Here is a 25,974-nt window from a genome sequence, read left to right as displayed (position 1 = left end):
TATTTCGGGACAATAACGTTCTTGTCATCACCCGGGTTCTTACACCGCGTTTGGAGCCTGCTTCCGATCTTCCAACAGCCATTTCACCAACAAGGATTCCGGCACATTCCCCTTGCTCGCCTCGGCATAATCCCGGACACGCACCAGCAGTCTGGCCGCCGTCTCGGGGTCAGCTTCAAGTCCCTGTTTGCCAAGTACATGGGCAACGCCGCCCGTCCCGGAATGCTTGCCAAGCACAAAGTTGTGCTCACGGCCGACTTCCGACGGATTGAAGGTCTGGTAAGTCTCCCTGTCCTTCATCAGTCCGTCCACATGAATTCCTGATTCATGTGTGAAGGCCAGCTTGCCGACAATCGGTTTAGAGTCTCCAACGCTGCGTCCCGAAGCCGCTATTACCATATCCGCGGCAAGCTTAAGCAACTCGGCTCGAATGGCGGTGTGGCCGCCGTACAAGTAACGCCAGGCCAGCGCCACTTCCTCCATCGGCGCATTCCCGGTGCGCTCCCCAATTCCCGCGACCGTCGTGCTCGCCCACGTCGCACCCGCGGCGATGCCGCTCAGCGTGTTCGCGACAGCCAGTCCGAAATCGTTATGGCAGTGCACCTCAAGCTCCACATCCGGCGGTACAGCTCCAAGCAGGGCGCTTACCCGCTGAGCCATCTGTCCGGGATGATGTGCGGATACCGTATCCGCATAACGGAACCATCTTACGCCGCATTCCTTATAAAGGCAATTGACCAATTCCACCAGAAAATCCATATCCGCACGGGATGAATCTTCCATACCGACCGACACGGTCATACCCAGTCCTACTGCATATTCCGCCGCGCGAAGCAGCTTTGTTAAGCCTTCGACAGGCATAAGCCCGAGCTTGCCGCGAAGCTGAACTTCAGAGACGGGAATGGAAACATGGCACCAATTCACTCCCGTCGCCCAAGCCTTGTCAATATCGCTTTTGAGCGCACGGTTCCAGGTCATCAGCTTGATGGGAAGTCCGAGCGCGGCAATGGCCGCGATGTCCTCCTGCTCCCGTACTCCCATAGCCGGAATACCGATCTCCGCCTGCTCTACACCGCACTCCGACAGCAATCTTGCGATTTCCAGCTTTTCCGCCCTCGTGAATGAAACCCCAGCCGCCTGTTCGCCGTCCCTTAACGTCGTGTCACATAGCTTGAGACTTTTCACGGTTTACCTCCTTCTCCGCAGCAAGCGCAATTCGGATTACGGGTAAGTCGGACACTGTAAGTGGTAAAGTCGAGTGAGTTAAAGCGATGCATAATGCCGGTATAGGCCGTTCCTACCCTTGTTATCCATTTTACGGCTTCCAGCGCAGCCAGGCAACCCGCAATACCTGAGGTTGCACCCAAAACTGGAAATCCCAAAGGTTCCCACTGAGGCTTGCTGTCGGGGTACAAACACTCCAGACATGGCGTTTCTCCGGGAATCATCGTTGTAAGCGATATTTCAAAGCCGTACATCGCCGCTTCCACCATCGGCTTGCCGGCATCCACACAGAGACGGTTCAATTCGTACCGCTCAGGAAAATCATAGCGGGCGTCGATGACAATATCGGCGCTCTCAATCCAAGGTTTAGCTTTGTCGTACTCAATCTTGGAATTGTAGCCTTCGATCTCCACCTCGGGATTAAGCCGCCGCAGATGCTCCACGGCCGTGCTCATCCGCTCCATTCCCAGGTGATCGTTATCCATCAGAATCTGCCGGTTCAAGTCCGGCAGAACAATTTTACCTTCGTGAGCGAGTATCAGTTTTCCGACTCCGGCGGCTGCCAAATAAATTGCTGCCGTCCCGCCCAGGCCGCCGATACCCGCGATCATTACCGTCGCTTCTTTTAGCGCCTTCTGTCCGCTCTCTCCGAGCAGTTTCAACTGCCGTGCATACCGCTGCTGCTCCACCAATCCGGCCAATGCCTGCTCCATCGTCTTCTACCTCCGTTATCGCTCATGGTTTAATAGTTTCAATATAGTATAGAATCGGAGGTGTTTCCTGACAGTGAAGTTTATCCCTCCAGACTGAGCAATCCGTGCACAGCAGTCAGTTCTTTATATTTATCCAAAAAAGCAAGGCCCTCTTCTATGCAAGCAACCCCATAGGCAACCGTCTTGTCCAGGGAAGTGAACGGGAACGGAAAGCCTGCGCGAAGGCTCTTCATCACAAGGATAACGCGGCCGCTATAGAGCAGCCCGCGGCCGAAACCCTCAACGTTGATTTCCGCAGAGCTTTGAATCATCAAGCCGCAGTTCTCTTCTATCACGCCGGCAATGGCCTGGAACAGTACCGGCACCTGGCGGCGGACCTCATCGGATGCGGTGCAGTTGAAGTCCGACTTAGCTTTATCCTCGGCTGATGCCAAGAACAGCTTCGCAATCTTCTCATCAGGAGTAAGGGCCGCATGCCGTCCGAAATAATCGGTTGCGCTAAGGAGATCATTCAAGCGGCGGATAAGATGAGCCGCCTTTTCAGGATCGGGGGCCGGTTTGGAACGGCGCTTCGGCAATGCCGGTTGTTCATTAGCAGCTGCGATTTCGTTAGCCGTTTGATCCATTAACCCCAGCTCCTTCCTCTTCTTCCGCGCGAAGCACCTTGGCCAGCCACATAGGAGGCTTGCCTTGCAGCATGTCCACAAGCCGTTTTACCTGCTCATCAATCGGACTGCCAAATTGCACTTTGACCGGCATGATTTTGCGACGGGTCACCTTTGCCGCCGCCGAGGCTCCAATCTGCATCAGAAAGATCAGCGTGCAATCGGCAATAGCCTCGATCCGGCTGTCAATCTTGCCCATCTCATCTTGGGCTGCAATGTCGGGTATTCTGCGGAGCTCCACAAGCTCACAGCTGCTCTTCGTAATGTTATAAATGGCAAACATCGAACTTTGCCCGAAGTGGGCATTTACACGAACTCCGTCATCTGTGGCGAACGCGACTTTCACGATGCTCCGCCTCCCTTCTCATCAATAGATTGCCTGCTTTATTTGTCCACTCCATCGCACCGCGATAGCCGACGGAGACATTCATATAAGATCCAAGCTCATTCCAAATCGGGAAGCCCGCAGCCAGGAAAGCCGCTCCGATACGTTCAGCTCCTGCTATTCCGTGTGAACTGCTGATCCACAGATCGGCTCCGCTTCCCAGAACTTCAGCGTCATCCAGATCTCCGACCCACACTTCACGTTCCATTTCGGCTACTGCCGGAGTTTCGTAGGAAGTAATGAGCGCTTTTTGTTCAACTCCCAGTTCATCAAGCCACTCCGATACGGAACGCAGATGATCCGGCTCAAGCGCAGCAAGCGCGGAGACGCCGGCGAACTGAAAGTGTGCGTCAAGCATGCAATCAAGCAGGTTTTCCCGCTGCCAACAGTACCGGATTGGAACAGGAACTCCGCTGATTTGATGCAGAAAATTCAGCAGCTCGTCGGATGCCTTAAGTCCCATCGTTCCCTGGAACACTTTGTATGGCGTTCCCAGAGCGTTATGCAATCTTCTTGCCGGACGCTCCATGCTGGCGCCAAAGGCGATTGTAAGTCCCGACTGCAGGCTCTGCAGCATGGAGTCCAAAGGAACACCGCCTCTGGTCAGCGGCGAGAATCCCGTAAGCAGATGCCCTGACAAAGAAGTCGAAATATCAGGAAGCGCAATAACCTCGAATCCGAAGGAAGATACGATTTCCTTAAGCTCCATTACATCTCCGGGCGTGAGATACGAACCCGGGAGCAGCGTAATTTGACGGGAATTCACGTTTCGCTGTCCCCTGAGACCGGCCTGCTGAATCAGTTCATCGACCATCGCTTCTACGGTTACGCTGTATCCCGATTCCAGCGATCCGCGAAAATCGGGCAGCGTTACAGAGAAGGCAAGCCCGCCGCGCATATTCCGCTCTCTCTTGTATGACTTCAGCATGCTTTGGTAATCCACTCCGGCAACATCGGTCAGTTCAGTCCCGATAATCCCGATGATGTCGGGGCGATGCTTGGACAGCACCGCATTCAGAGCCTCTTCCAAATTTCGGTTTGCGTCAAAAATAACGTCCATTTCCTGAAGCGCAGAGGTTTGCACCGCAATCGGTTCGCGAAAATGACGGGTTAGAAGCGCTTTGGGAAAAGCGCTGCAGCCCTGCGAACCATGGACAATCGGCATCGCCCGGTAGCAGCCCTGCATAGCCAGGACGCCGCCCAAAGACTGGCCGATTTTGAGGGGATTGACCGATACCGGTTTGCTTCGTCTCTTAACGGTCATAGTTGCCCTCCTTATCCCATGGAGCAGGCGATGACGCAAGCTTCCAGATCGGATTGACCATAGAATCTACCAGTTCCTTGGCCAGCCGAATCAGACCTTCGTATCCCGCATAGGCTTTATGCCGCTCCTGATTGATGTCCACAAACGGTATCTGTTCTTTCATTGCGACATACATATTCCGCCCGCCGGCAATCATAATGTCGGCTTTGCGTTCCTTCACCGTCTTGATAATGCGGCTTGCTCCGCCTTCCGGGATGTATTCCGTATCATCGCCCACCCGGTCGGCAATCCGCTGCACATCTTCATCCGAGCTTTTGTTGGTGCCTACGCCTACAACTTGAATGCCAAGTTCTTTCAGCGCCGAAATGACCGACCAGCTCTTTACTCCGCCTGTATAAAGCACCGCTTTTTTTCCTTTGAGAATTTTGCGGTACGGACGCAAATCATGAGCCAGCCTGTTCTCTTCGCGCTCTGTCAACCGGTCTACCCGGCGTTCCATTTCCCTGTCATTCAGAAGGAAGGCCATCTGGCGCAAAGAATAGGTCGTCTCTTTCGCGCCATAGAACGATCCTTCAAAATACGGTATGCCGTACTTGGATTCCATCTGCTTCGCCAGTCCAAGCAGAGCGCGGCTGCATACGACCATATTGGCTTTCGCGCGATGCGCCCAAGTAATCTCCTTGTATCTGGCGTCGCCCGTAATGCGGGATAGAAGCGTAATTCCCGCTTGGTTCATCAACTTCTCAATGTCCCACATCTCGCCGGCGATGTTATACTCACCAATCAGGTTCACACCAAGCGGAGTCTCCTGCTCCGGTTCTCCCGTACCGATAACATATTGGAGCAGCGCATCGCCCGCGAGCCGGTTGCCGAGATTTTTGCTTCCGACAAAGCCGGGGCTGTTGACAGGCACTACCGGAATAGCCAGACGATCCGACGCCTCTTTACAGACGGCATCCATATCTTCACCGATCAGCGCCGTAACACAGGTTGAATATACAAAGATAGCCGGAGGCGCAAAACGCCCGGCAATATAGTCAATGCTGTCTTTCAGCTTTTTTTCGCCGCCAAAAATGATGTCATTATTACTTAAATCCGTCGCAAATCCGTATTGGGAGAGGCTAGGCCCACTCGAAAGGCTCCCTCGACTTTCCCAACTATTCCCAGCACAAGCAACCGGTCCATGCACGAGATGCGCAGCATCCATAATCGGGAGCAATGTAATTTGCGCTCCGTCGAATGAGCAACCTCCGGCTGCCTCACCCGGTTTTGGCCGTGGACAAGGCTTGGCTTTGGGGGCAAGACTCCCGCAGGCCTGATCGTCTATCTCTTCCTTTCGAATAGGCTCCATTGGATCATCATCTCCTTCGCTAAGACTCAGTGCTTCAATATTCATAACCACCCGGACTAAAATAACTGAAATAAATATGGAAAGAACGAAACGTTGGACCCCAATCCGCATTGTCCCGACACTGTTCCAAAAACTATCATCCATACAAATTATAACATAATTCCACTGTAAAATAGGATGAGGGAGCAGATTTATCCAAGATAAATCTGCTCCCTTTTTTACCTATTGATTAGCGAACCAAATCGTAGTTGAAACCGGAATTGTTTGTGTCCAGTTGTTCCAGGACAATGTTGACAATCAAGGTCAGCAGATTCAGCGCTCCTTGGTAGCCGATAATCGGATTGCGATGCATATGATGACGGTCAAAGATCGGGAAGCCTACACGAACCAGTGGAATGCCGGCGTCTTTGGCGGCAAATTTCACATGCGAGCTGCCGATAGCCAGGTCAACCGGATCGTTCAGCAGCAGCGAACGCAGGTGCCAGAGGTCTTTGCCCACATAGACAGTTGCTTCGGAACCGTAAGGGCTGGATGCCAGCAGTTCTTCAACTTCAAGCTTCCACTTCTTGCCGTCGAATTCCACATCGCCGTTCGAGCACAGAATGTGTACCGGCTCAATGCCGACTTCAAGGCAGAATCCGATAAGTCCAAGCAGCAGGTCAGGGTCGCCGACAAGCGCAACACGTTTGCCATGCAGGTAAGGATGGCTGTCAGCGTAAGCATCAACCACGCGTCCGCGCTCTTCGGTGAGCGATGCCGGAACCGGTAGGCCAGTCAGCTCGCTGATGGCTTCGAGCAGCTTATCAGTCGCTTTTACGCCGAGCGGAGTGGACAATGAGGAAACTTGTTGTTTCCAGGTTCCGCTGATATATTCTTGAGTCTTCTTCAGCGTGTATTTTTGCAGTACGAGCGAACCCAGCGCGTTAGCGGCTTTCGGAACATCGGCAAGCTTTGTTCCGCCATAGTAGTACTCATATTCGCCAGTAGCCGGGGAATCGTAGTTGCCGCTGTGATCGCCGAGAATTGTGTACTTCGTATCGAAAGCGTTCAGGATTTTGCGGATTTCAGCAAAGTTGCCTGTGTAAGGCTCGAATCCGAGCAGTACGTTCAGCTTCTCGCCTTCTTCGCCAGTACCCGGTGCGGCAGTCAGGCCGGAACGGTCAAACAGCTGGTTCAGAATGTTCTTGATCATTGCGTCATACCCAGTAATATGCGAGCCGATGAAGCTAGGCGTGTTGGCATACGTAACAGGGAAATCTTCGGCGATTGCGCCTTTTTGACGAGCATTGCCGATAAAGGCCGTCAGATCGTCACCGATAACTTCCGCCATACAAGTGGTACATACGGCTACCATCTCCGGTTTGTACAGAGCAACGGCGTTCTCCAGACCGTCGATCATGTTGCTCATGCCACCGAATACGGCTGCATCCTCAGTCATCGAGGAAGAAACGGCTGGCGTAGGTTCTTTAAAGTGACGGCTTAAATGGCTGCGGAAGTAAGAGTTACAGCCTTGCGATCCGTGTACGAACGGCAGTGTTTTTTCGAATCCGAGTGCTGCCATAACCGATCCGAGCGGTTGGCAAGCTTTGTGAGGATTGATAACGACCGCTTTACGTTCGAAGTTCTTTTCCATATACTCCGCAGATTGGGAGTAAGCGAGCGCTTCTGCTGTTTCCTGCTCAGTGCAAGGCGCTTCAAATTGTTTCTTGTTTTCCCGCTGTTGTACATAGCGTTCTTCCGTAAACAAGGTGTTGTAGTCCGGAATGTTTAATTTTTCCTTACTCATACGCTCGCCCCCTCTGGCTGTACTTTTTCTTTCTTATCAAACAAATTCCAAACCGGGTTGTTCACAGTCATATCCATGTCCTTGGCAAAAATCTTGAAGCCGTCGAAGCCATGGTACGGACCGCTGTAATCCCAGGAGTGCATTTGACGGAACGGAATACCCATTTTGTGGTATACGTATTTTTCCTTAACACCCGATCCCATAAGGTCGATGTTCATTTTTTGAGCAAGTTCTTCCAACTCATAAGCTGTCGGATCGTCCATGATGATCGATCCTGTCTGCATATCAGGGAAGGTTCTTTCATAGTCGTCTTTATGAGCAAATTCGTAGCCGGTAGCAACGATTTCCATGCCCAGATCTTCGTAAGCGCCAATTGTATGACGGGAACGCAGGCCGCCGATCAGGAGCATAACTTTCTTGCCTTCCAGACGCGGTCTGTATTTGCCGATGATGGCATCCATTTGCGGCTTGTATTTGGCGATAACCTTCTCGCAGTTTTCTTGGATCGTTGCGTCGAACTTGGCAGCGATCGCGCGCAGGCTCTCGTAAGTTTTCGACGGTCCGAAGAAGTTGTACTCCATCCACGGAATACCGTAAGCTTTTTCCATATGATCAACCATGTAGTTCATGGAACGGTGGCAGTGAATCAGGTTCATCTTCGCTTTATGAGCGATTTCCAACTCGTTCAGTGTGCCGTCGCCGGACCATTGAGCGATTACGCGCAGACCCATTTCTTCCAACAGGATACGGGAAGCCCAAGCGTCGCCGCCGATGTTATAGTCACCGATGATATTTACATCGTAAGGACCCGTTTCAGCCAGATCCGCTTTACCCATTACAAAGTCGCGGATGGCATCGTTCGCGATATGGTGACCAAGCGATTGGCTGACGCCGCGGAAACCTTCGCAACGGACAGGAACGATTGGCATTTCCAGTTCTTTGGTCATTTTCTTCGATACTGCTTCAATATCGTCGCCGATCAGACCAACCGGACATTCGGATTGAACAGAGATACCTTTAGCCAACGGGAACATTTCCTTGATCTCGCGGCAGATGATTTCCAGCTTCTTGTCGCCGCCGAAGACGATATCAGTCTCTTGGAAATCACTTGTGATTTGCATTGCAGTGAAGTTGTCGATACCAAGCGTACCGTTCGCATAGTTACGACGAGTACCCCAGCTGTATTGTCCGCAGCCAACCGGGCCGTGGGAGATGTGAACCATATCCTTAATTGGTCCCCATACCACGCCTTTGGAACCGGCATAGGAGCAACCGCGCGGCGTCATTACGCCCGGACGGGATTTAATGTTCGATTTCAGGGAGCAACTGCAGGATTCCTTGGTTTCTTCCGTGTTAATCTGAAAGTGTTTTTTACGGTCTTTTTTCGCTTTATCGGGATAGGCTTCCAGTATATCCTCAACTAACTTTTTGTTCGCCTCAATATCCAGTCCCATTCGTTGAGCCTCCTTTTTCATATGCAGGACTTTGCCTCCTGCGTGGCATTTGATCTTTTAATTCCATCCGGTGAATGATCGTCTCTCCACTCCATTCACCGGACAATTTCTATTGTTACGCGAAGCTCGTTCGCTTTATTATTAGTGACCAGCAGCTTCCAGCTTTTTGATGGCTGTTTCTTCGTCTTCCACCACACCGAAATCGATCAGCAGTTGTTCCAGTTCGTCCATTTCGATCGGAGTCGGAATGTTCAGCATTTCGTTGTGCAGGATTTTGTCAGCCAGTTGCTTGTATTCGTTGGCTTGGTTGTGCTCAGGGTTGTACTGAGTAACCGTCATTCTTCTCAGCTCGGCATGTTGTACAACGTTGTCGCGAGGTACGAAGTGGATCATTTGCGTGTTCAAGCGACGTGCAAGTTCCATGATCAGCTCGTCTTCACGGTCGGTGTTACGGGAGTTACAGATCAGGCCGCCCAGACGAACGCTGCCGCTTTGAGCATATTTCAGAATACCGCGTGCGATGTTGTTGGCTGCGTACATAGCCATCATTTCGCCGGAACAGACGATGTAAATCTCTTGGGCTTTGTTCTCGCGGATAGGCATTGCGAAACCGCCGCACACAACGTCACCGAGTACGTCGTAAGAGATGAAGTCCATACCGTCATAAGCGCCTTGCTCTTCCAGGAAGTTGATGGAAGTGATGATACCGCGGCCTGCACAGCCTACGCCTGGTTCCGGACCGCCGGACTCAACGCAGAGGATGTCGCCAAAGCCAGTTGCTACTACGTCTTCCAGTTCGAGGTCTTCGACCGAACCCAATTCAGCGGCCATGTGAAGCACTGTTTGTTGAGCTTTCGTGTTCAGGATCAGACGAGTGGAGTCAGCTTTAGGGTCACAACCTACGATCATGATTTTTTGACCGAAAGTCGTTGCCAGCTGAGCCAAAGTGTTCTGGGAAGTCGTGGATTTACCGATACCGCCTTTACCGTAAAATGCGATTTGTCTTGGTTTCTTACTCATGATTAATCATCCCTTCGATATATTAATATTTTCAAAATAAGAACCGTATTTCACACTTTCAAGAATGGCTTCCTGTATTCCGCCTTTGCGGACCAGAGGCAGCACGCCTGCTTTGTTCAACGCCGCGCGGGGCGCGTCGCCGATACCGGAGCTGAGAAGAATACGACAATCGCTGAGGATTGAGGTGATCTCTTGAAGCGTTTCGCCTTTATCTCCGTTGCAATCGGCTGTGCCGTGGCAGTAGGCCTGAATCTTCCGGATACCGATGAATTCCACTTCGGCGCCGTCCGTATCGAAAATCATAAATTCCGTCGCATGTCCGAAATGCTGGTTGACCTTGTCTCCGCCTCTGGAAGCAACCGCGACTCTAGTCTTCTTATTCTCGTCAAGTATGTTCCGACGATTCTGCTTCGAGATAACACGCTGACGGATTTTGGTGTCAAGCTCCTGCTGGAATTGTTCTCTTGCGTCGAGGTCGATTACAGGATCGGCTTCCATCGTTTCCAATTGGAAATCCTGGTTCCGGTCCTGGCCGAGCAGTCCCACTGCGTCTGCACGGCATTGGCGGCAGTGGCGCATAAGTTTGGTTCCGCCCTCGCTCAGCTGCTCCTGCAGCTGGTTCAATTCCCTTGGACGGGGAGCTTTGCGACCGTCTTTCTCATACTGGCTACCCGGGGCGATAATCAGCGGCGTTACGTTGTGAAGCGTCGCACCGAGTTCTTTGACTTTCTTTGATACTTCAACCAGATGCTGATCGTTGACCCCCGGGATCATTATCGAGTTGACTTTGACGAGAATACCTTGCTTAGCCAATGCCTCCACGCCTTGAAGCTGGCGGCTGATCAGCAGAGCGGCGGCTTCTCTTCCTTCGTACCTTACTCCTTCATCGAACACCCAAGGATAAATCTCTTTGCCTACATCAGGGTCGATCGCATTAATCGTAATGGTCACATGATTGATGCCAAGTTCTACAATCCGATCAATGTGCCGGTAAAGCGTAAGTCCGTTGGTGCTGAGGCAAAGCATCACATCAGGGACATGCTTTCTGACTCTGGCAAACGTATCGAACGTCTTATCCGCGTTGGCTAGCGGATCTCCGGGACCGGCTATGCCGACCACCGATAGCTGCATCAATTGTGCCGCCACACCTTTTACTTTCCGCTCCGCTTGTTCCGGAGTCAGCACCTCACTGACAACCCCTGGTCTGCTTTCGTTCACGCAGTCGAATTTGCGGTTGCAGTAATTGCATTGGATGTTGCAGGCGGGAGCGACCGGGATATGCATCCTGGCGAAAAACCGATGGGCTTCCTCGCTGTAGCAAGGGTGGCGACTGATGTCGTCCTCTGCTGCATTTGATAAACACGACGTCGGCTGCGGCTTCATTTTTTCCCACCTCCTTAATGTAATGAGGAGTTGTACTCCTTGCGCATGCTCCACTTCATTCTCGCGTCGGAAGCATGCGTCCAGTTTTGCGGAGCGTCAGCTCCTCAGGTGTTTCGGACCCGACTTCCTTGGGTAAGATACAAATAGGTTAAATGTTATATAACCTATATCCGACGTGTCAGTTAACCTGACTCCAACCTTTCTTGAAAAGCTTTGCTGTACACTCATCATATTTTCAATCCCCTATATCGTCAATTAGCGCAACCACGAAAAAACCCGGTATAGTCTGGTGTTTACAGTTTCGTCAAATCAAATGTCAGCATATATAACACATATGTTTCATGGTTCCGTTTTCATAACCTATTTTCATTGAAAATCAATGTCATTTTGATTTCCTTTTACAGCGGCTTTACACAAAGATTCTCCTCAGCTTCCCTCTTACCAAGGCAAACGAACCACCGATCTAGCAGTCTTTGAACTTTATATAGTAGAAAGCGACCTTGAACTTCACTCTGTTGACAATGCTTTTCAACTACTATATGATCTTTTTAGGAAGAAACGAGAAAAGTGAATATCCCGTAAAGGGGAGTAGCTGTTAAATAAAGTCGTCAGTACGAGAGCGTTGATATGGTTCTCCGGCTTTATTGGCAATATTTTATTGTTAGCGAGACCTTTACCATTCAGATTGAGACTCTTTTTGAGTCGGATCTGTTTGGTAAAGGTCTTTTTTATATAGTTTTAGGTCATTATAAACACAGGAGGTAACAACAATGGATTTGGGGTTATTATTGGAGTACGGCTGGGTATTGCTTGTGCTAGTGGGGCTGGAAGGGCTGCTCGCCGCGGATAATGCGCTGGTTCTGGCAATCATGGTGAAACACCTTCCCGAGGAAACGAGGAAAAAGGCGCTCTTTTACGGGCTGTTCGGGGCATTCATCTTCAGGTTCGGCTCGCTGTTCGTCATTTCGTTCCTTGTAGACATCTGGCAGGTGCAGGCAATCGGCGCTATTTATCTGCTGTTCATTGCAGCCAACCACATCATCCGCAAAATCGTCGCTTCCAAAAAGCCGGTTACGGAAGAAGCTTCGGAAAGCGGCACGAATGAAGGCGTGGACAAAAAGAAAGCCGGTTTCTGGCTGACCGTCTTCAAGGTGGAGCTCGCGGACATCGCTTTTGCCGTCGACTCGATTCTTGCCGCAGTCGCTCTGGCCGTCGCACTTCCGCCAAGCGGTCTTCCCGCAATCGGCGGACTCGACGGAGGCGTGTTCCTCGTCATTTTTGCCGGGGGCTTTATCGGACTCGTTATCATGCGCTTCGCCGCTTCGTTCTTCGTCAAGCTACTCCATTCCCGTCCGGGACTTGAAGTTGCAGCCTTCATTATCGTCGGCTGGGTCGGCGTCAAGCTGGCCGTCATCACGCTTGCGCATCCTTCGCTGGGCGTGCTGTCTGAGCATTTCGCGCACAGCACCTGGTGGAAAGCGACATTCTATATCGTGCTCGTACTCATCGCCGCCATCGGCTGGTTCTTGAGCAAGCATACTATTGAAGAAAATAAGGGAGAAAATCCCGTCGGAGAACTGGATAAGCAGCTTGGAAAATAGGAAGCTTCCTAATTAATACGACAAAAACAGCCCGTCTGCGCGATTATGCGCGAGCGGGCTGTTTGTCTTAGAAAGAACCTCATTTGGCAAGGTGTTATTCTCATGGCATATTTATGTTAATTACATGTAGTGTATGTGTAACACATCCCGGCAATCAGAGAGGCCGGATGGTATTGTTAACCCAGCGCCGACTCCTTGATCTGCTTGCTTCGCAATTGGCCGCAGGCTGCATCAATATCCGATCCCTGCTCCAGACGGGTGCTGACGCTTATTCCCTGCTTTTTCAACGTATCGAAGAAGGCCCGGACTGTCTCCCGGTCACTGCGCTGATATTGGCTGTGCTCATCCACCGGATTATAAGGAATCAGATTCACGTTGATGAGCGATTTCCGTTCGCCGATCAATTCGGCAAGCTCCAGAGCATGTTCCTTTTGGTCGTTCACGTCCCGCAGCAAAATATACTCCAGCGTCGTTCTCCGCTTCGTCTTCTCCAAATAGTAGTCTATCGCGCCCATCAGCTTCTCGATTGGAATCGCGCGATTGATCTTCATGATGCGGGTGCGGAGCTCATCGTTCGGCGCATGCAAGGAAATGGCCAGATTCACTTGAAGATTTAGGTCCGCAAATTCTATGATTTTGTCCGCAAGGCCGCTGGTCGAGACGGTGATACGGCGTCCGGCGATGTTCAGCCCCTTCTGATTTTTGATAATCAGCAGAAAATCCACCATATTCCCGAAGTTGTCGAACGGCTCCCCGATGCCCATAACGACAATATGGCTCACCGCTTCACCTTTCCCGGCCCGGTCCAGATGCAGCTGGACTTGCATGATCTGCTCCACAATCTCTCCGGAAGACAAGTCCCGGCTCTTGGACAAAAGCCCGCTCGCGCAGAAGCTGCACCCGATGTTGCAGCCGACCTGGGTCGTTACGCATACGGCCAGTCCATATTTTTGCCGCATCAATACCGTTTCGATCAAATTTCCGTCCGGCAGCCGGAACAGGAACTTTACCGTACCGTCCATCGATTCCTGCTTCACGTGTTCGGACAAAGTGCGGATTGCAAAATACTCATTCAGCAGGCTCAAAGCCTCGGGGTGAACATCGCTCATTTCGAAAAAATCCGTTACCCGCTTCACGTACAGCCAATCCCAGACCTGCAGCGCCCGGTATTTGCGGTGTCCGCGTTCCAGCAGCCAGGCCGCCAGTTGTTCAAAGGTTAAACCGTAAATGGAAATCTTGTTCATTTATTTATCCTCTTTTCAAGGCTGTCTCCAGCCTGTCATTCAACTAAAGCTGCCAAATGGCAATCGTATATTATTGTCCCAAATTTTTTTAATTAAAACAAGAGGGATAAATCAAGAAGAAACGCCTGACAGCGTCTTTTTAAGACGCAAGTACGTTTCTCGTAGAAATATAAGACCAAAACGATAGGCGCGAAGCTTATAAGTCTTATATTTTGAAAAAAAGCCGTTCAGCGAAGGAATAATCTCTCCGCCAAACGGCCTGCAGCTTTAGCCTGCTTTATTAAGCGTACATTTTAATAGTAAATTTTAATAGTACAGCGATTGGCCGATGGGCTGGTCCGTCTTGCCCTGGAGCTCTACCAGCTTCAACAATACCGCAGCAGCTTGGGCTTTGGTTACGGTCCCTTCCGGATTGAACTTGCCGTTCTCGGCCTGAAGCAGACCGAGCTTAACGACAACCGCCACTTCGCCCTTGCGGCTGATCGAGGCGGCATCTCCAAATTGGTTGATGACCGGATCGGCCTGCAAATACGCGGAAATCTTGTTGTATTTGACGATCGAGGTCAGCAGCACGGCGAGCCCTTCGCGGGTCAGCTTGGCATCAGCCTGGAACGTGCTCCCCGTATCAATCCACCGGTTCTGCACGGCGAAGGAGACCGCGTCATAATAAGGGCTGTCCGGGCTTACGCCGGCGACCGGTTTGCGTTCGGCTCCGTTATACATATTAGGATAATAAGGCGTAACCGCCTTTGCAATCCAGCTCAGCCAGTCACCGGCCGTGATCTCGGCATCGGGATAGACCTTCCCGTCCTTATCCGGGGTCAGGATGCTGTATTTCACCAATGTCGACAGCGCCTGCTCGGCCGGATTCCCCTGGATATCGGAAGCGTCGGACTCTTTCTTTGATTTGCCGGGCACCTGGAACTGCGTGGTCCATTTTCCTGTAACGGCATCCAGAGCTTCCGGCACATTTGCCTGATCACCCAGTACCGGCGAATAGACAAGCTTGATCTTCTGGTCGATAAAGCCTGCAGGGGTATATCCTCCGAAGCTGCCATATTGAAGCTTCACCTTGTAACGGTCGAAACTTTGAGCCCGCGCCTCTTCTTTCGTAAGCTTCACCGCCGATGAGTCAATCCCGGCTTTCTCCAGGTCCGATGTCCGGGGGAAGAAATAAGACTGCAGTGTTCCGGTATTATCCAGACCAATCGTCAGACCGCCGTCACTTACAGGAATGCCTTTGTAGAAGCGAAGGAATTGAAAGCTGAACCCCGTGCCCCCGTTCAGTGTGTTGTCCCCCCGCTCAACCAGCTTCAGGTTGGCGGAAGCATCCGGATAGAGGAGGTTAATCAGTCCGATCGCTTTTTTCCGGGCCTGCTCCTTCGTTAACTTGGTTCCTTTCGATTTAGCTGTCTCCGAAGCACCGACTTCGGGAGGATACCGATTTTCGTTGTAACTCAGAATCTGCCCCGTAACGGCGTCCACCTCGGCGGAGGATTGGGAGGGGAACCCGGTTCGAAGGGATTCGTTGTCCAGCCAGTTCAATCTCCAGATCTTACGGCCTTTATCGGAGTAATCGTCACCCAGCGAACTGGATACCAGCTTTCTTGCCGCCGGAATGGAGACAACCTGTTTTACACGTTTGGCCGCCTCATCGCTTGACAATTCCGTGGTACCGCTTCTGGGGACAAAACGATTGGCCGCCTGCGGCACATCGCTGTAGACGGCGGATGTAACCGTCGTTTCTGCGCCGGATGCATCCAAACGTTTGCCTGTCAGGGCATCGATGGCATACAGCGCCCGCTCGGTCGGCCGCCAGCCCAGAATCCAGCTGTTGGCGCCCCCATTCTTGTAGATGGGGATGTAAGCCAGCTCCACGTCAAACTGGTCGCTGAATGTCTTCTCCGCTGTGGCCTGCTGGACCGAGGCGGCTGCCGACGGATAACTCCAATGCTCCGGCGATTTGTTGAATTGCCTTACACTGCCGTCCGCTGCGATGGCCACGGAGACATTTTCAAGCGGAGAGGGAATGCCATTTCTTAACACCGTAAAACTAAAGCCGTACTGCACGGGGCCAAAAAGTGCTGGATTACCTATATAATCAACATTGTCCTGCAGCTGCAAATCGTTCACAGACAGAGAAGGTGCCGCCTTCGCGATAAACGCCTTGGCTTTCTCAAGCGCCTGTTCCCTAGTGATTTCGGGCGGATAATAACTCTCGTTCTGCTGCCGGTCCGGAAAATAGAGATATGTACTGATCAAATCTCCGTTGACGGCATCCACCTGGCTGTTAAAGCCGTATCCGTTGTTGCCCTGCCGATAATTCCACTGAATGTTCCATATCATTTGATTGGACGGCGCGGGATACATATTGTTAATACCCAGTTCCACATTCGATACTTCGGCCTCCACCAAAATGGGGAACAGCGTCTTCAGCTTAGAGAGCGCCTGCTCTTTCGTGAACTTGACCTTGGTAGGATCCGCTTCATTCGTCTGCGCAGACGCCGCGGCGCTTTGGGATTTTTCGGCAGCCACGTTGGAAGAAGCAGGCTGGGCAACGGCGGCAGCGGAAGAAGAAGCCGCTCCGGCAAATCCTGCCGGCATCACTAGAGAAAACGTCACCATTCCGGTTAATGCGGTTTTGGCCGTGAATCCCGGCGTACGTTTATGCTTTTTCTTCAAAATCTCATCCTCCTTTTCTCAATTCTTTCTAATTATAAAGAGATTTTCATTTATTTTCCATATGAAATGTCCTATCAAAACAGAAAAGCCTCGTTCCACCCGCCATTGGCAGGAGAAGCAACAAAAAACCTCCTTTCGCCCATCAGGTCAAAAGAAGGCTTAACGCATATTCGCAGGCTCCGCTATATCTTCAGCTCGACAACCGCTTTCGAACGGCCTCTTACATTCAATTTATGCATAACGTTGGAAATGAGGTTTCGAACCAAAATCAAACGATTGGATGCTTGTGGCATCGCAGATTATGTAGAATGAGTGACTACACCCTTAGCTACATTCATTTGCGGATATTTCCCCATCACTTCCGGAATGTCATCTAGTGCGAAATAATGGCTGATTAATGGCTCAATCCGTATTATGTTTTGCCGAATGAAAGAAATCGCTTCCTCATGTGTGAAAGGATTAATAAAGGATCCCTTTATGCTTAGTTCCTTTGAAAAAATGGTAAACGGCGAAACATTAATCAGAGTGTCTGGCGAGGGTACACCGAACAGAAGGATTTGACCTCCTTTTCGAGCTGCTTTGATTGCAAGCTCCATCGATTCTTTACGTCCCACGCATTCGATTACGACATCTGCAATATTCATCAAATCTTGTACTGTTTCTGGACTCGTTGGCTGCACGACCTCGTTCGCCCCCAGTTCAAGAAGCCGCTCGTGTTTCTCCACCGCAGGTTCGCTGACAATAATTTTTGCCGCTCCTTGTTTTTTTACAAGCTGGAGGAACAATTGGCCGATGAAACCGCCACCGATAATGAGTACCGTATGAACCGGGCGAACATCGATTTTCTTCAATCCGTGCAAGACGCAACCGACAGGCTCTACCATCGCGCCTTCTACATAGCTCATCTCGTTCGGGATACGATAAGCGTTTACCGCAGGAACAATGCAATATTCCGCCATGCCGCCGTCTCGCGTCACGCCGATTGCTTGAAGGTGATCGCACAAGTGAGGCCGGCCGCTCCGACAATATTCACATTCGCCGCAATAAATATTCGGATCTATCGATACTCTGTCTCCTAGCTTCAAGTTCGGAACCCTAGACCCCAACTCTATCACTTCGCCTGCCAGTTCATGGCCGAGCACGATTGGCGGGTTGACCGCCGCAGATCCGGGGTGACCATGATAAATATGCTGATCCGTACCACAAATGCCGCAACTTTCGACCCGAATTCGCACCTCATACGGTTCGAGATCCTTCGTTTTCCAATCTAACACTTCCATTTGATGCTTTCCTTTGAATACCGCTGCCCTCATGATTACCAACTCCCAGTTATTAAACTGATTTTTGCTTAGGCCTTACCAATTCAACAGATACAAACTATTCAATCTGATTGGTCTATTTATTGTTAGCGGTTGCACTCCACAGTGCAATATGTTCGATCTTCATTGCATGTCCTCATATTGTATAGTAACAGCGTCTTTTTCCTTTGCTGCTGCTTTACCGGTCTTGAAACTGAAGCTCTTTCCGTTCAGTTCGATAAAAATAACCGAAACAGCAACAGACGGCACTTTGTCCTTGATTTGTTCGAGGTTAACCTTTAAGATCAAGTCACCCGCTTTAACTACGCTTCCTTCCTTTACATAAACATCAAAGCCTTCTCCTTTTAGCTTAACCGTATCCACGCCAAAATGGATTAAAAATTCAATCCCGGAATTGCTTTTAATGGAAAAAGCATGCTTGCTGGGAACCACTGTCGTAACGACTCCATCCACTGGTGAGAAGACTTCTCCATTCTCAGGCTGAATAGCAAATCCGTCCCCCATCATCCGCTGAGAAAATGCTTCGTCCGGCACGTGGCTCAAATCGATAATTTCCCCGGAAAGAGGAACAATAAAGCCATCTTCCTGCTGCTGTTCCGGTTTATCTTGAAATATAAGCGCTTTAATTTTATTAAACATGAGAATTACCTCCAAATGATTTATAGTGAAGCTTCTTTATTCTATACACCGATATTATATTAAAGCGTTTACTTGTGTAAACATTTTCACAGTGCAAAAAAACGTGTACTTTAGAAAAGTAACACGTTTCCAAAATAAGAGTATGTTGTTCTCATTATGTCAATTTTTAATAGCGTCTTCCTTTATTTTCTCCAAATATTCACCAATCAAAAACTCAAATAACATCAGCACATTCGCATAGAAAGAAGAGGCTAACTTATTACGGTCATCCATCGCATTCATATCAACTATTTTTAAATTTATATCCGCTAGTTTGGATAAAGAATTTTCTGAGTCTCCGGTAAATGAAATAATTTTAATTCCATTTTTCTTTGCCGAATGCGACATTCTCAGCAAAGAATCCGTTTCTCCGGATTTGGAAACATTGATAAACAATTTTGCCTGAATAGGGTTTACATCATAGCTTTCAATGGGTTCGGAATAGATACATATAAATCCAAGAACGATTAATTTTCTGGTTATATATTCCGTAATAGGTGCGGAGAAGCCTCCTCCCCAAGTGTAAATAATTTCATTTCTGTTTTCCAGCAACAAGTTTACAAACTCTTCTATTTTATGATGATCTATTAATGATAATAATTGTTCCAGATCAACACCGTAGAATTGATTATTTTTTCCGCCGGAAAATTGAGACTTTTTATCCTTCAATGTAAAATTAAGATGATAATACATATCCAGAAAGCCGGAATGACCCATTTTTTTTGCTAAATTCATTATTGTCGTTGTAGATGTATAAAATTCCTTTGCGATGCCTCTTACCCCTATTTCTTTCACATTCTCTATATTGTCGATGATATATACTAATATTTTTTCTTCCGTTTGATTCAACTGATACTTGTCTACCAGCTTGCTGATATCTAAACCCATATCGTTGTCACCTACATAAATTGTTTATTTTTCAATTTTAATAACTGCTTTCACAATTTCCGTTTTATTTCTGATGCTTGAGTCCATGGCGTTCTGAACATCATCCAGATCGAAGACGTGTGTGATAATTCCCTTTAGGTTAACCTTGCCGCTAGCGACTGCCTGAATCGCCATGGGATAGATATGTCTGTATCGGAACACAGTCTTAAAAGTAAGTTCCTTATCCATCGCAAGACTGAGTGGTAAATTGACTGATCCGCTATTACTATAACCTATGAATACGATGCTTGCACCTTTCTTAGAGATGAATACGGCTTGTTGGGCTATAATTTCCGCACCTGTTGTTTCAAATACAAGATCGCAGCCCGTGCCGCCGGTCAACTCCATAACTTCTTTCACAACATCTTTTTCTTTACCGTTAATGACTGCCGCAGCTCCCAGTTCCTTAGCCTTCTCCAATCGGTTTGGCATAATGTCCACTACATAGATTTCAGTAAGACCCATTGCCTTTAAAGCAAGTAAGGTGACCAAACCTATACAGCCTGCACCCATGATCACAGCGGACTGACCGGCATGCGCGCCGCCCTGATTTGCCGCATGAAAACCCACAGCAAGCGGCTCAATCAGTGCACCCTCCAAAGTGCTGACATTGTCAGGCAGTTTGAAGCAAAGATCAGCCTCATGCGCGACATACTCCTGAAAAACGCCATCAACCGGCGGGGTGGCAAAAAACACCACATCAGGGCAAAGGTTATATTGACCTGTCTTGCAGAATTCGCAGTGTCCGCAGGTTTTTCCCGGCTCCAGCGCAACTTTGTCGCCTACATTGAGATTGGTGACATTCTTACCAATTTCCACCACTGTCCCGCCCGGTTCATGGCCGAGGACAAACGGGGGCTTCACAATGTAATCTCCGATTCGGCCGGTTTCGTAGTAGTGCAAATCGGAGCCGCAGATGCCCACATATTCAAGCTTCACCAGCACCTCATTGTCCGCAACTTTGGGTATCTCCCTCTCGATAAACCCCATCTTGCCAATACCATTCATAACCGCCACTTTCATTTTACCTTCCATTTTTCCTAGTCTCCTTTCAGTTTCTCGCTTTATTTGGTGTGATCATATCCTCAACAGCGGGCTGCGATACCAGATAGCTGCGCGATCCTGGATGCAAAAGTACCGTGGCAATCATAACCGCCGTTAAAAGGCAATAACTAGTTGTGTGCGCTTTCATGTCAAAGTGAAGATGAAGCTGTTCTTTCCTTGCGACTTTATGTAATAACTTTTATAAAAATATCTTAATAAGATAGTATTCCAGGTTTAGCGAAATGTCAATGAATAAAAAAGAAACCAACCGGAGGTCGATTTCCTTTGTAAAATCGTTGTTGAATTAACCTTAAACCTGACTTAAAAATCGCTCAATATGCAGTAGAGCCACTCCCACGGCCGCCGCTTCCCTTTTATTCCGGCACACCTTTAAATAGCTGCCATCCGGCTCAAAGGTATTGCCTTCTGCCGCAAGGAGTCTTAACTCATCCACATATTCTTCAATATAAGCACCGATATATCCACCCAAAATCACGTCGCAGTCAAACAGCATCCTTAAATTGTTAACCGCAACGGCAAGATAGCTTAGATATTCCTTCCACATTTTCTCCTGCTTTTTACCGCCTTTTTTCAGCAGATCAAAAAAATCATACAGGCCTTCGTCCGTACCGTTTGATAAAACGGAGGCGGAACAGTAGGCATCCAGACATCCCCGCTTTCCGCAATAACAAGTCCTTCCGTTCAGCTCAAGCGTCATATGTCCAAACTCGCTGCTGCGCTGGTTATCCCCGGGATAAAGCCTGTTATCTAGAAGAATAGAGCCGCCAACGGTGTTACTAAGCGACAGATAGACTGCATTTTTTACTGCTTCCGTATTCCACAGTTCTGCAAATCCGGCTGCATTCGCATCGTTGCTTAGAACACTTGGATAAGAAATGTTTTTGGTAAAATCGGGCCCGTTGCGATCCGCTAAGCCGAGCGCATGGGAATATACCACCGTTTGTTTATCATCGGATAAAATCCCGGGGACTGCTATACCGACTCCTAAAACTTTAGATTTATCAATATTGGAAGTTTCGATAAATCCACTGACCAATTCCCCGATCTCTTTTATATAGTCTTGCGAATTTTCAAAGATCTTAGCCACACGAGTGCTCTTTACAATTTCTCCGCTTAAATTAACCAGCACCAGACTAAGGTGATTATTTGTAATGTCCAATCCCACGGCAAGTTTAGCGTCTTTGATACAGGAAATGGCCTTTGCTTTTCTTCCGCCCGTGGATTCAAAGACGCCATTCTCCGTAATAAGGCCCTCGCTCTGCAATATCTTCAAATTCTGTCCAACGGTTGGCAGACTCATGCCAAGACAAGAAGCAATTTCATGCATGGAAAGCTTCTCATTCTTATAAATTAGCCGAAAGATACGGTTTCGGTTTATCCTTTTTACTTCCATATTATTTGTTTTTTCGTATATCATTTCCGCTCCATTTTTTTTATTTTTACACATTTTAAAAGTGTTTTATTAATGTATGTATGATAATTGATTTGTAAAGTTATTTCAATGTGTAGTTTGGCTAGGCGCGTAAAAAAAGAGCCGATCAAAAGCAGATTTGAAACTGCTTTTGACCAGACTCCATCGTTTTGTAGAAAATTATACCTGCCTTTATTTCAATTCAGGCCAGAAGTCTTTGTTGGCCTCGATCAGATCATCCAAAATCTGTTTCGCGACGAATGCGCTAGGAACTGTTTTAGAAAGAGTGATCGCTTGCCACAGCTTTTGATAGGATTTTTCGATCCAGGCTTCGACCACTAATTTTTCTGCAGAAACTTGCTGCTCCATAAGCCCTTTTTGGAATTGCGGAATCTTACCCATAGCCAGCGGTTCCGGTCCATTGCTGCCAAGAAGACAAGGAATCTCAACCATTGCCGTAGGGTCAAAATTGGCAATTGCCCCGTTATTCTCGACAATCATCAGCATTCTTTCTTTCGTATTAAAGGCAATGGCTCTTGCAAGGTCGACAATATAAGATGCATGTTCATCAATATGCAATCCGGAGCCTTCTGTAGATTGCTGTTCGATAATTTTTCTGGCTTCGCCAAATACAAACTTTTCTCTTCCATCCATGACTTCATTTGCTCGTGTATATTCTATGTTAGAATGCTGAACAACATCATCCGGGAATAAATAGTACTTCAGATAGGTGTTAGGAAATGTGTCAGGGTCCACAGCATACACATCTTTGGCTTTAGCGAAGGTATCGTTCCAGCTTGCTTCCGTATGCTGGCTGTCACCAACCGAAACAACATATCCATGTTTTGCGACATGCTCTTTGATTTTCGGCATTAAATCATTTCCGTCTTTATCGCGAACATCCGTCCACCAGCCAAAATGATTCAGTCCATAATAACGGACGGTCATATCTTTTCTGGACTCTAATCCTGAAATCTCAGCCATCCGCGCTTCAATACCGATCGGCATATCGCAAATGTTCAAAATCCTGGAATCCGGTCTCAAACTGCGGGTCGCTTCGGCAACGATTGACGCCGGGTTCGAGTAATTGAGCATCCATGCATTGGGCGAGTATTTTTCCATGTAGTCAAGGATTTCAATGACTCCGCCAATGGATCTCATTCCATAAGCAATTCCACCGGGGCCGCAGGTTTCTTGACCCAGCACACCGTATTTCAAAGGAATTTTCTCATCCAATTCGCGCATGGCGTACTTGCCGACCCGGATATGAGCCATAACAAAATCGATACCTGTGAAGGCTTCTTCCGGTTCCACGGTCGCGACAAATTCAATGTCCGGCGCTTGTTCTTTTAAAATAACCTCACATGCTCCGGCTATGATATCTTGTCTTTCCTTATCGTTATCATAGAACTTTAGTTTTCCAATAGGGAATTTATCCAGATTATCCAACAGCATTAAGACGATACCCGGCGTAAATGTGCTTCCTCCGCCCGCGATTGTTACCGTAAACTTTTTACTCATGATTCGTCCCTCTCTCCACTTTTTTGTATATTAAATTTAATGAATAAATTTAATACCTCTTTGATTGGCAAACGCTTAACCTGCAAGATATTTATCAACGGCATTTCTGACCCCATTGACTTTAGGCCCATAGACGACTTGAATATTTTCGCCGTTTTTAACAACGCCTGCTGCTCCTGTACCTTTTAAACCCAGTTCATCAACGATACCGGCATCCGTTACCTTGATCCTCAATCGAGAGAAGCAGTTGTCAACGGTTTCAATATTTCCCTTGCCTCCGAGGGCTTCCACTATAGCCGCAGCTAAATCGGTATCTTTGTCTGCGCCTGTGGCTGCCACGGCGGATTTTTGGTTAATTTTCTCTTTGTAATCTTTTTTGGTGAACAATTTCACCTCATCATCTTCCCGGCCCGGAGTCTTGAGGTTAAACTTTTTAATTAAAAAGGTGAATACAGCGTAATATGTCGCGAGCTCAACAAGTCCTATGCCAACAAAGATAGGCCATCTTGTTCTGCCGATTCCTGCAGGCAAATTAAAAGTCAGGAATTCTATGAGTCCGCCTGCTCCAAAAGCTCTAACCCCCAAGAGTACTGAAATAACCTCAAATATGCCGTCCAAAGCCGAGTGAACTACCCATAGAAACGGCGCCACAAACAAGAATGTAAATTCGATAGGTTCAGTTATGCCGACCAAAAATGAAGTTGCTACCGCTGGTATTAAGAGGGCTTTTAACGTTTTCTTTTTTTCTGGTTTCGCTGTTTTATAAAAGGCCAGAGCCGCTCCTACCAAGCCGAAAACTTTAACCATACCGTATTGCAAGAACTTCGCGGATGGGTCAAACAGCTTGACAGACGGATCTGTTATCTGCGCCAAGAATATATTGTAAGCGCCCAAATACGTTTGCCCGTTTATGGTCAATTCGCCACCCATGTTAGAATAGAGGAATGGTGAATATACGAGATGGTGTAATCCTGTAGGTATGAGAAATCTGTTTAAAAATCCGTATATAAACACGCCTATCGAACCTGAGAAATTAATGAAATTCGCTGTTGCCCGAATACCGCTGGCAGCAAATGGCCAAACATAACTGAATACAACAGCCAGTACGGTTAAAATCGGAACTAAAACGATATATACCAGCTTGGTGTTGCCATACAATGAAATCGCTCCCGGCAACTCTTTATTGCAAAACTTGTTATGGACAAGCGCTACGACGACCCCGAGGATCATTCCAAGGAAAACACCCATATCAATGATTTGAAAGCCTAATACGATCGTTTGCCCGGTTCCCTGCAATTCAGAGGGATTTGTATATTTGATTAATTTTCCCGTTAACTTAAGCCACTCGTTGTTAGCACCCAGAAATGTCAAGTATGACAATAGAGCTATAAGCGCCGCTTCCGCTTTCTTTTCTTTTGCTATTCCCATCGCGATGCCTACGCAGAAGACAATTCCCAAGTTGGTTAAAATAGGCCAAACCCCGCTGGCCAGAAACTTGCCGACATTGATTAAAGAACTGCCTTCGCCAACAATTGTCGGATTGCCCAGGATGGAAGTGATTGCCAATATTATCCCGACGATCGGCAAAAACAAAACCGGAACAACAATCGCTCTTGCAAAAATCTGCATACCGTTTACAACCTTATCCTTCATCAAAAGCCCCCCCTCATCATTTTCAATTCCGCTTTTTTGTAAGCGGTTTATTGTTTACGTTTTACACTCTAACAAATATTTTTCCCCGTTTAAATACAAAAACGGCATTAAAAAACAGGTTCCATCAACTGGCAACCTGTTATTAATAGTTTTCATATTTTCGTTTCCTCACGCAAACAAAAAACCTCCTTTCGCCCATCAGGCTAAAAGAAGGCTTAACGCATAGTCGCAGGCCCCGTCTATATCTTCAGCTCCCCAAGCTTGATCAGCTCGACAACCGCTTGCGAACGGCCTTTTACATTCAATTTTTGCATAACGTTGGAGATGTGGTTGCGTACCGTTTTCTCGCTGATAAATAATAAACCGGCGATATCGCGGGTCGTTTTGTCCTGAACAAGAAGTTCAAATACTTCGCGTTCACGATGCGTTAACAAAAATTTGCTGTGATGTTCGTTCCCTTTCATGGTGGTGTCACCCCTCCTTGCCCGGGATTGTTTGGTCTAACAAGGTAAAGGGATACAGTCAAATTTATAGTATGTATTTGTAATCTTAATGGTGCTGCCTATAGGATTAAATGGGCGGCGGCGAATGCCCCTACTAAATAGCACATTATATTGAGGCTGTCCCA

The 25,974-nt window shown here is 48.4% G+C and carries 21 protein-coding genes and 1 pseudogene; 1 reads left to right on the top strand and 21 read right to left on the bottom strand.

Features of this window, described 5'->3' with window-relative positions:
- Window positions 1-39: 39 nt before the first annotated feature.
- From EH198_RS08555 to nifB, 10 genes are all read right to left on the bottom strand, one after another.
- Window positions 40-1,185 carry a homocitrate synthase/isopropylmalate synthase family protein gene (locus EH198_RS08555; protein ID WP_124695117.1) on the bottom strand — a complete coding sequence of 382 codons (1,146 nt, stop codon included), beginning with the start codon at window positions 1,183-1,185 and terminating at the stop codon, window positions 40-42.
- Window positions 1,182-1,937, bottom strand: a complete 756-nt coding sequence (locus EH198_RS08550; protein WP_124695116.1) for a HesA/MoeB/ThiF family protein — start codon at window positions 1,935-1,937, stop codon at window positions 1,182-1,184. Before EH198_RS08550 ends, EH198_RS08555 begins: the two co-directional genes overlap by 4 nt.
- A gap of 80 nt (window positions 1,938-2,017) precedes the next feature.
- The gene (locus EH198_RS08545) at window positions 2,018-2,563 is read right to left on the bottom strand and encodes a DUF269 domain-containing protein (RefSeq protein WP_124695115.1); all 546 of its coding nucleotides are present in this window, start codon (window positions 2,561-2,563) and stop codon (window positions 2,018-2,020) included.
- The gene (nifX, locus tag EH198_RS08540; protein WP_124695114.1) at window positions 2,547-2,948 is read right to left on the bottom strand and encodes a nitrogen fixation protein NifX; all 402 of its coding nucleotides are present in this window, start codon (window positions 2,946-2,948) and stop codon (window positions 2,547-2,549) included. The genes EH198_RS08545 and nifX overlap by 17 nt, the downstream gene beginning before the upstream one ends.
- Window positions 2,923-4,251 carry a nitrogenase iron-molybdenum cofactor biosynthesis protein NifN gene (gene nifN, locus EH198_RS08535; RefSeq protein ID WP_124695113.1) on the bottom strand — a complete coding sequence of 443 codons (1,329 nt, stop codon included), beginning with the start codon at window positions 4,249-4,251 and terminating at the stop codon, window positions 2,923-2,925. Before nifN ends, nifX begins: the two co-directional genes overlap by 26 nt.
- Window positions 4,241-5,602 carry a nitrogenase iron-molybdenum cofactor biosynthesis protein NifE gene (gene nifE, locus EH198_RS08530; protein WP_124695112.1) on the bottom strand — a complete coding sequence of 454 codons (1,362 nt, stop codon included), beginning with the start codon at window positions 5,600-5,602 and terminating at the stop codon, window positions 4,241-4,243. The genes nifN and nifE overlap by 11 nt, the downstream gene beginning before the upstream one ends.
- 229 nt (window positions 5,603-5,831) lie before the next feature.
- Window positions 5,832-7,388 carry a nitrogenase molybdenum-iron protein subunit beta gene (gene nifK, locus EH198_RS08525; RefSeq protein WP_124695111.1) on the bottom strand — a complete coding sequence of 519 codons (1,557 nt, stop codon included), beginning with the start codon at window positions 7,386-7,388 and terminating at the stop codon, window positions 5,832-5,834.
- Window positions 7,385-8,842: a nitrogenase molybdenum-iron protein alpha chain gene (nifD, locus tag EH198_RS08520; RefSeq protein ID WP_124695110.1), complete on the bottom strand. Its 1,458-nt coding sequence runs from the start codon at window positions 8,840-8,842 to the stop codon at window positions 7,385-7,387. Before nifD ends, nifK begins: the two co-directional genes overlap by 4 nt.
- Before the next feature lie 141 nt (window positions 8,843-8,983).
- Window positions 8,984-9,862 carry a nitrogenase iron protein gene (gene nifH / locus EH198_RS08515; RefSeq protein ID WP_124695109.1) on the bottom strand — a complete coding sequence of 293 codons (879 nt, stop codon included), beginning with the start codon at window positions 9,860-9,862 and terminating at the stop codon, window positions 8,984-8,986.
- A gap of 6 nt (window positions 9,863-9,868) precedes the next feature.
- Window positions 9,869-11,245, bottom strand: a complete 1,377-nt coding sequence (nifB, locus tag EH198_RS08510) for a nitrogenase cofactor biosynthesis protein NifB (protein WP_124695108.1) — start codon at window positions 11,243-11,245, stop codon at window positions 9,869-9,871.
- Window positions 11,246-12,015: 770 nt separating this feature from the next.
- Here nifB and EH198_RS08505 point away from each other — a divergent pair.
- Window positions 12,016-12,846 carry a TerC family protein gene (locus tag EH198_RS08505; protein ID WP_185702810.1) on the top strand — a complete coding sequence of 277 codons (831 nt, stop codon included), beginning with the start codon at window positions 12,016-12,018 and terminating at the stop codon, window positions 12,844-12,846.
- Window positions 12,847-13,022: 176 nt separating this feature from the next.
- On the opposite strand, the gene rlmN is transcribed toward EH198_RS08505, so the two are convergent.
- The 11 genes and pseudogenes from rlmN to EH198_RS08450 all read right to left on the bottom strand — a co-directional run bounded on the left by rlmN (window position 13,023) and on the right by EH198_RS08450 (window position 25,810).
- On the bottom strand, window positions 13,023-14,090 hold the full coding sequence (rlmN, locus tag EH198_RS08500) for a dual-specificity RNA methyltransferase RlmN (protein ID WP_124695107.1): 1,068 nt from the start codon (window positions 14,088-14,090) through the stop codon (window positions 13,023-13,025).
- A gap of 306 nt (window positions 14,091-14,396) precedes the next feature.
- Window positions 14,397-16,772 carry a YcdB/YcdC domain-containing protein gene (locus EH198_RS08495; protein WP_124695106.1) on the bottom strand — a complete coding sequence of 792 codons (2,376 nt, stop codon included), beginning with the start codon at window positions 16,770-16,772 and terminating at the stop codon, window positions 14,397-14,399.
- A 182-nt stretch (window positions 16,773-16,954) separates the two neighbouring features.
- A pseudogene (locus tag EH198_RS25100) lies at window positions 16,955-17,035 on the bottom strand (helix-turn-helix domain-containing protein); the annotation flags it as partial.
- A gap of 36 nt (window positions 17,036-17,071) precedes the next feature.
- Window positions 17,072-18,085, bottom strand: coding sequence for a zinc-dependent alcohol dehydrogenase family protein (locus tag EH198_RS08485; RefSeq protein ID WP_124695105.1), 1,014 nt, complete (start codon window positions 18,083-18,085; stop codon window positions 17,072-17,074).
- Between the two features lie 129 nt (window positions 18,086-18,214).
- On the bottom strand, window positions 18,215-18,730 hold the full coding sequence (locus EH198_RS08480; protein WP_025336135.1) for a PTS sugar transporter subunit IIA: 516 nt from the start codon (window positions 18,728-18,730) through the stop codon (window positions 18,215-18,217).
- 159 nt (window positions 18,731-18,889) lie between these two features.
- Window positions 18,890-19,657: a MurR/RpiR family transcriptional regulator gene (locus tag EH198_RS08475; protein WP_025336136.1), complete on the bottom strand. Its 768-nt coding sequence runs from the start codon at window positions 19,655-19,657 to the stop codon at window positions 18,890-18,892.
- A gap of 24 nt (window positions 19,658-19,681) precedes the next feature.
- On the bottom strand, window positions 19,682-20,731 hold the full coding sequence (locus EH198_RS08470; protein ID WP_025336137.1) for an NAD(P)-dependent alcohol dehydrogenase: 1,050 nt from the start codon (window positions 20,729-20,731) through the stop codon (window positions 19,682-19,684).
- A 319-nt stretch (window positions 20,732-21,050) separates the two neighbouring features.
- A complete protein-coding gene (locus tag EH198_RS08465; protein ID WP_185702809.1) occupies window positions 21,051-22,178 on the bottom strand; it encodes an ROK family transcriptional regulator in 1,128 nt (375 codons plus the stop codon).
- Window positions 22,179-22,364: 186 nt separating this feature from the next.
- Window positions 22,365-23,693 (bottom strand): 6-phospho-alpha-glucosidase, encoded by a 1,329-nt coding sequence (locus EH198_RS08460; protein ID WP_025336139.1) that lies wholly within the window; start codon window positions 23,691-23,693, stop codon window positions 22,365-22,367.
- A gap of 75 nt (window positions 23,694-23,768) precedes the next feature.
- Complete coding sequence (locus tag EH198_RS08455; RefSeq protein ID WP_025336140.1) at window positions 23,769-25,346, bottom strand: PTS transporter subunit EIIC; 1,578 nt, start codon at window positions 25,344-25,346, stop codon at window positions 23,769-23,771.
- Between the two features lie 239 nt (window positions 25,347-25,585).
- A complete protein-coding gene (locus EH198_RS08450; protein ID WP_019908812.1) occupies window positions 25,586-25,810 on the bottom strand; it encodes a helix-turn-helix domain-containing protein in 225 nt (74 codons plus the stop codon).
- Window positions 25,811-25,974: the final 164 nt, after the last annotated feature.

This window comes from Paenibacillus rhizophilus, from assembly GCF_003854965.1.
GTDB lineage: Bacteria > Bacillota > Bacilli > Paenibacillales > Paenibacillaceae > Paenibacillus_AQ > Paenibacillus_AQ rhizophilus.
Note: the sequence above shows the minus strand (reverse complement) of the source record. Positions and strands in the feature narration are given on the sequence as shown.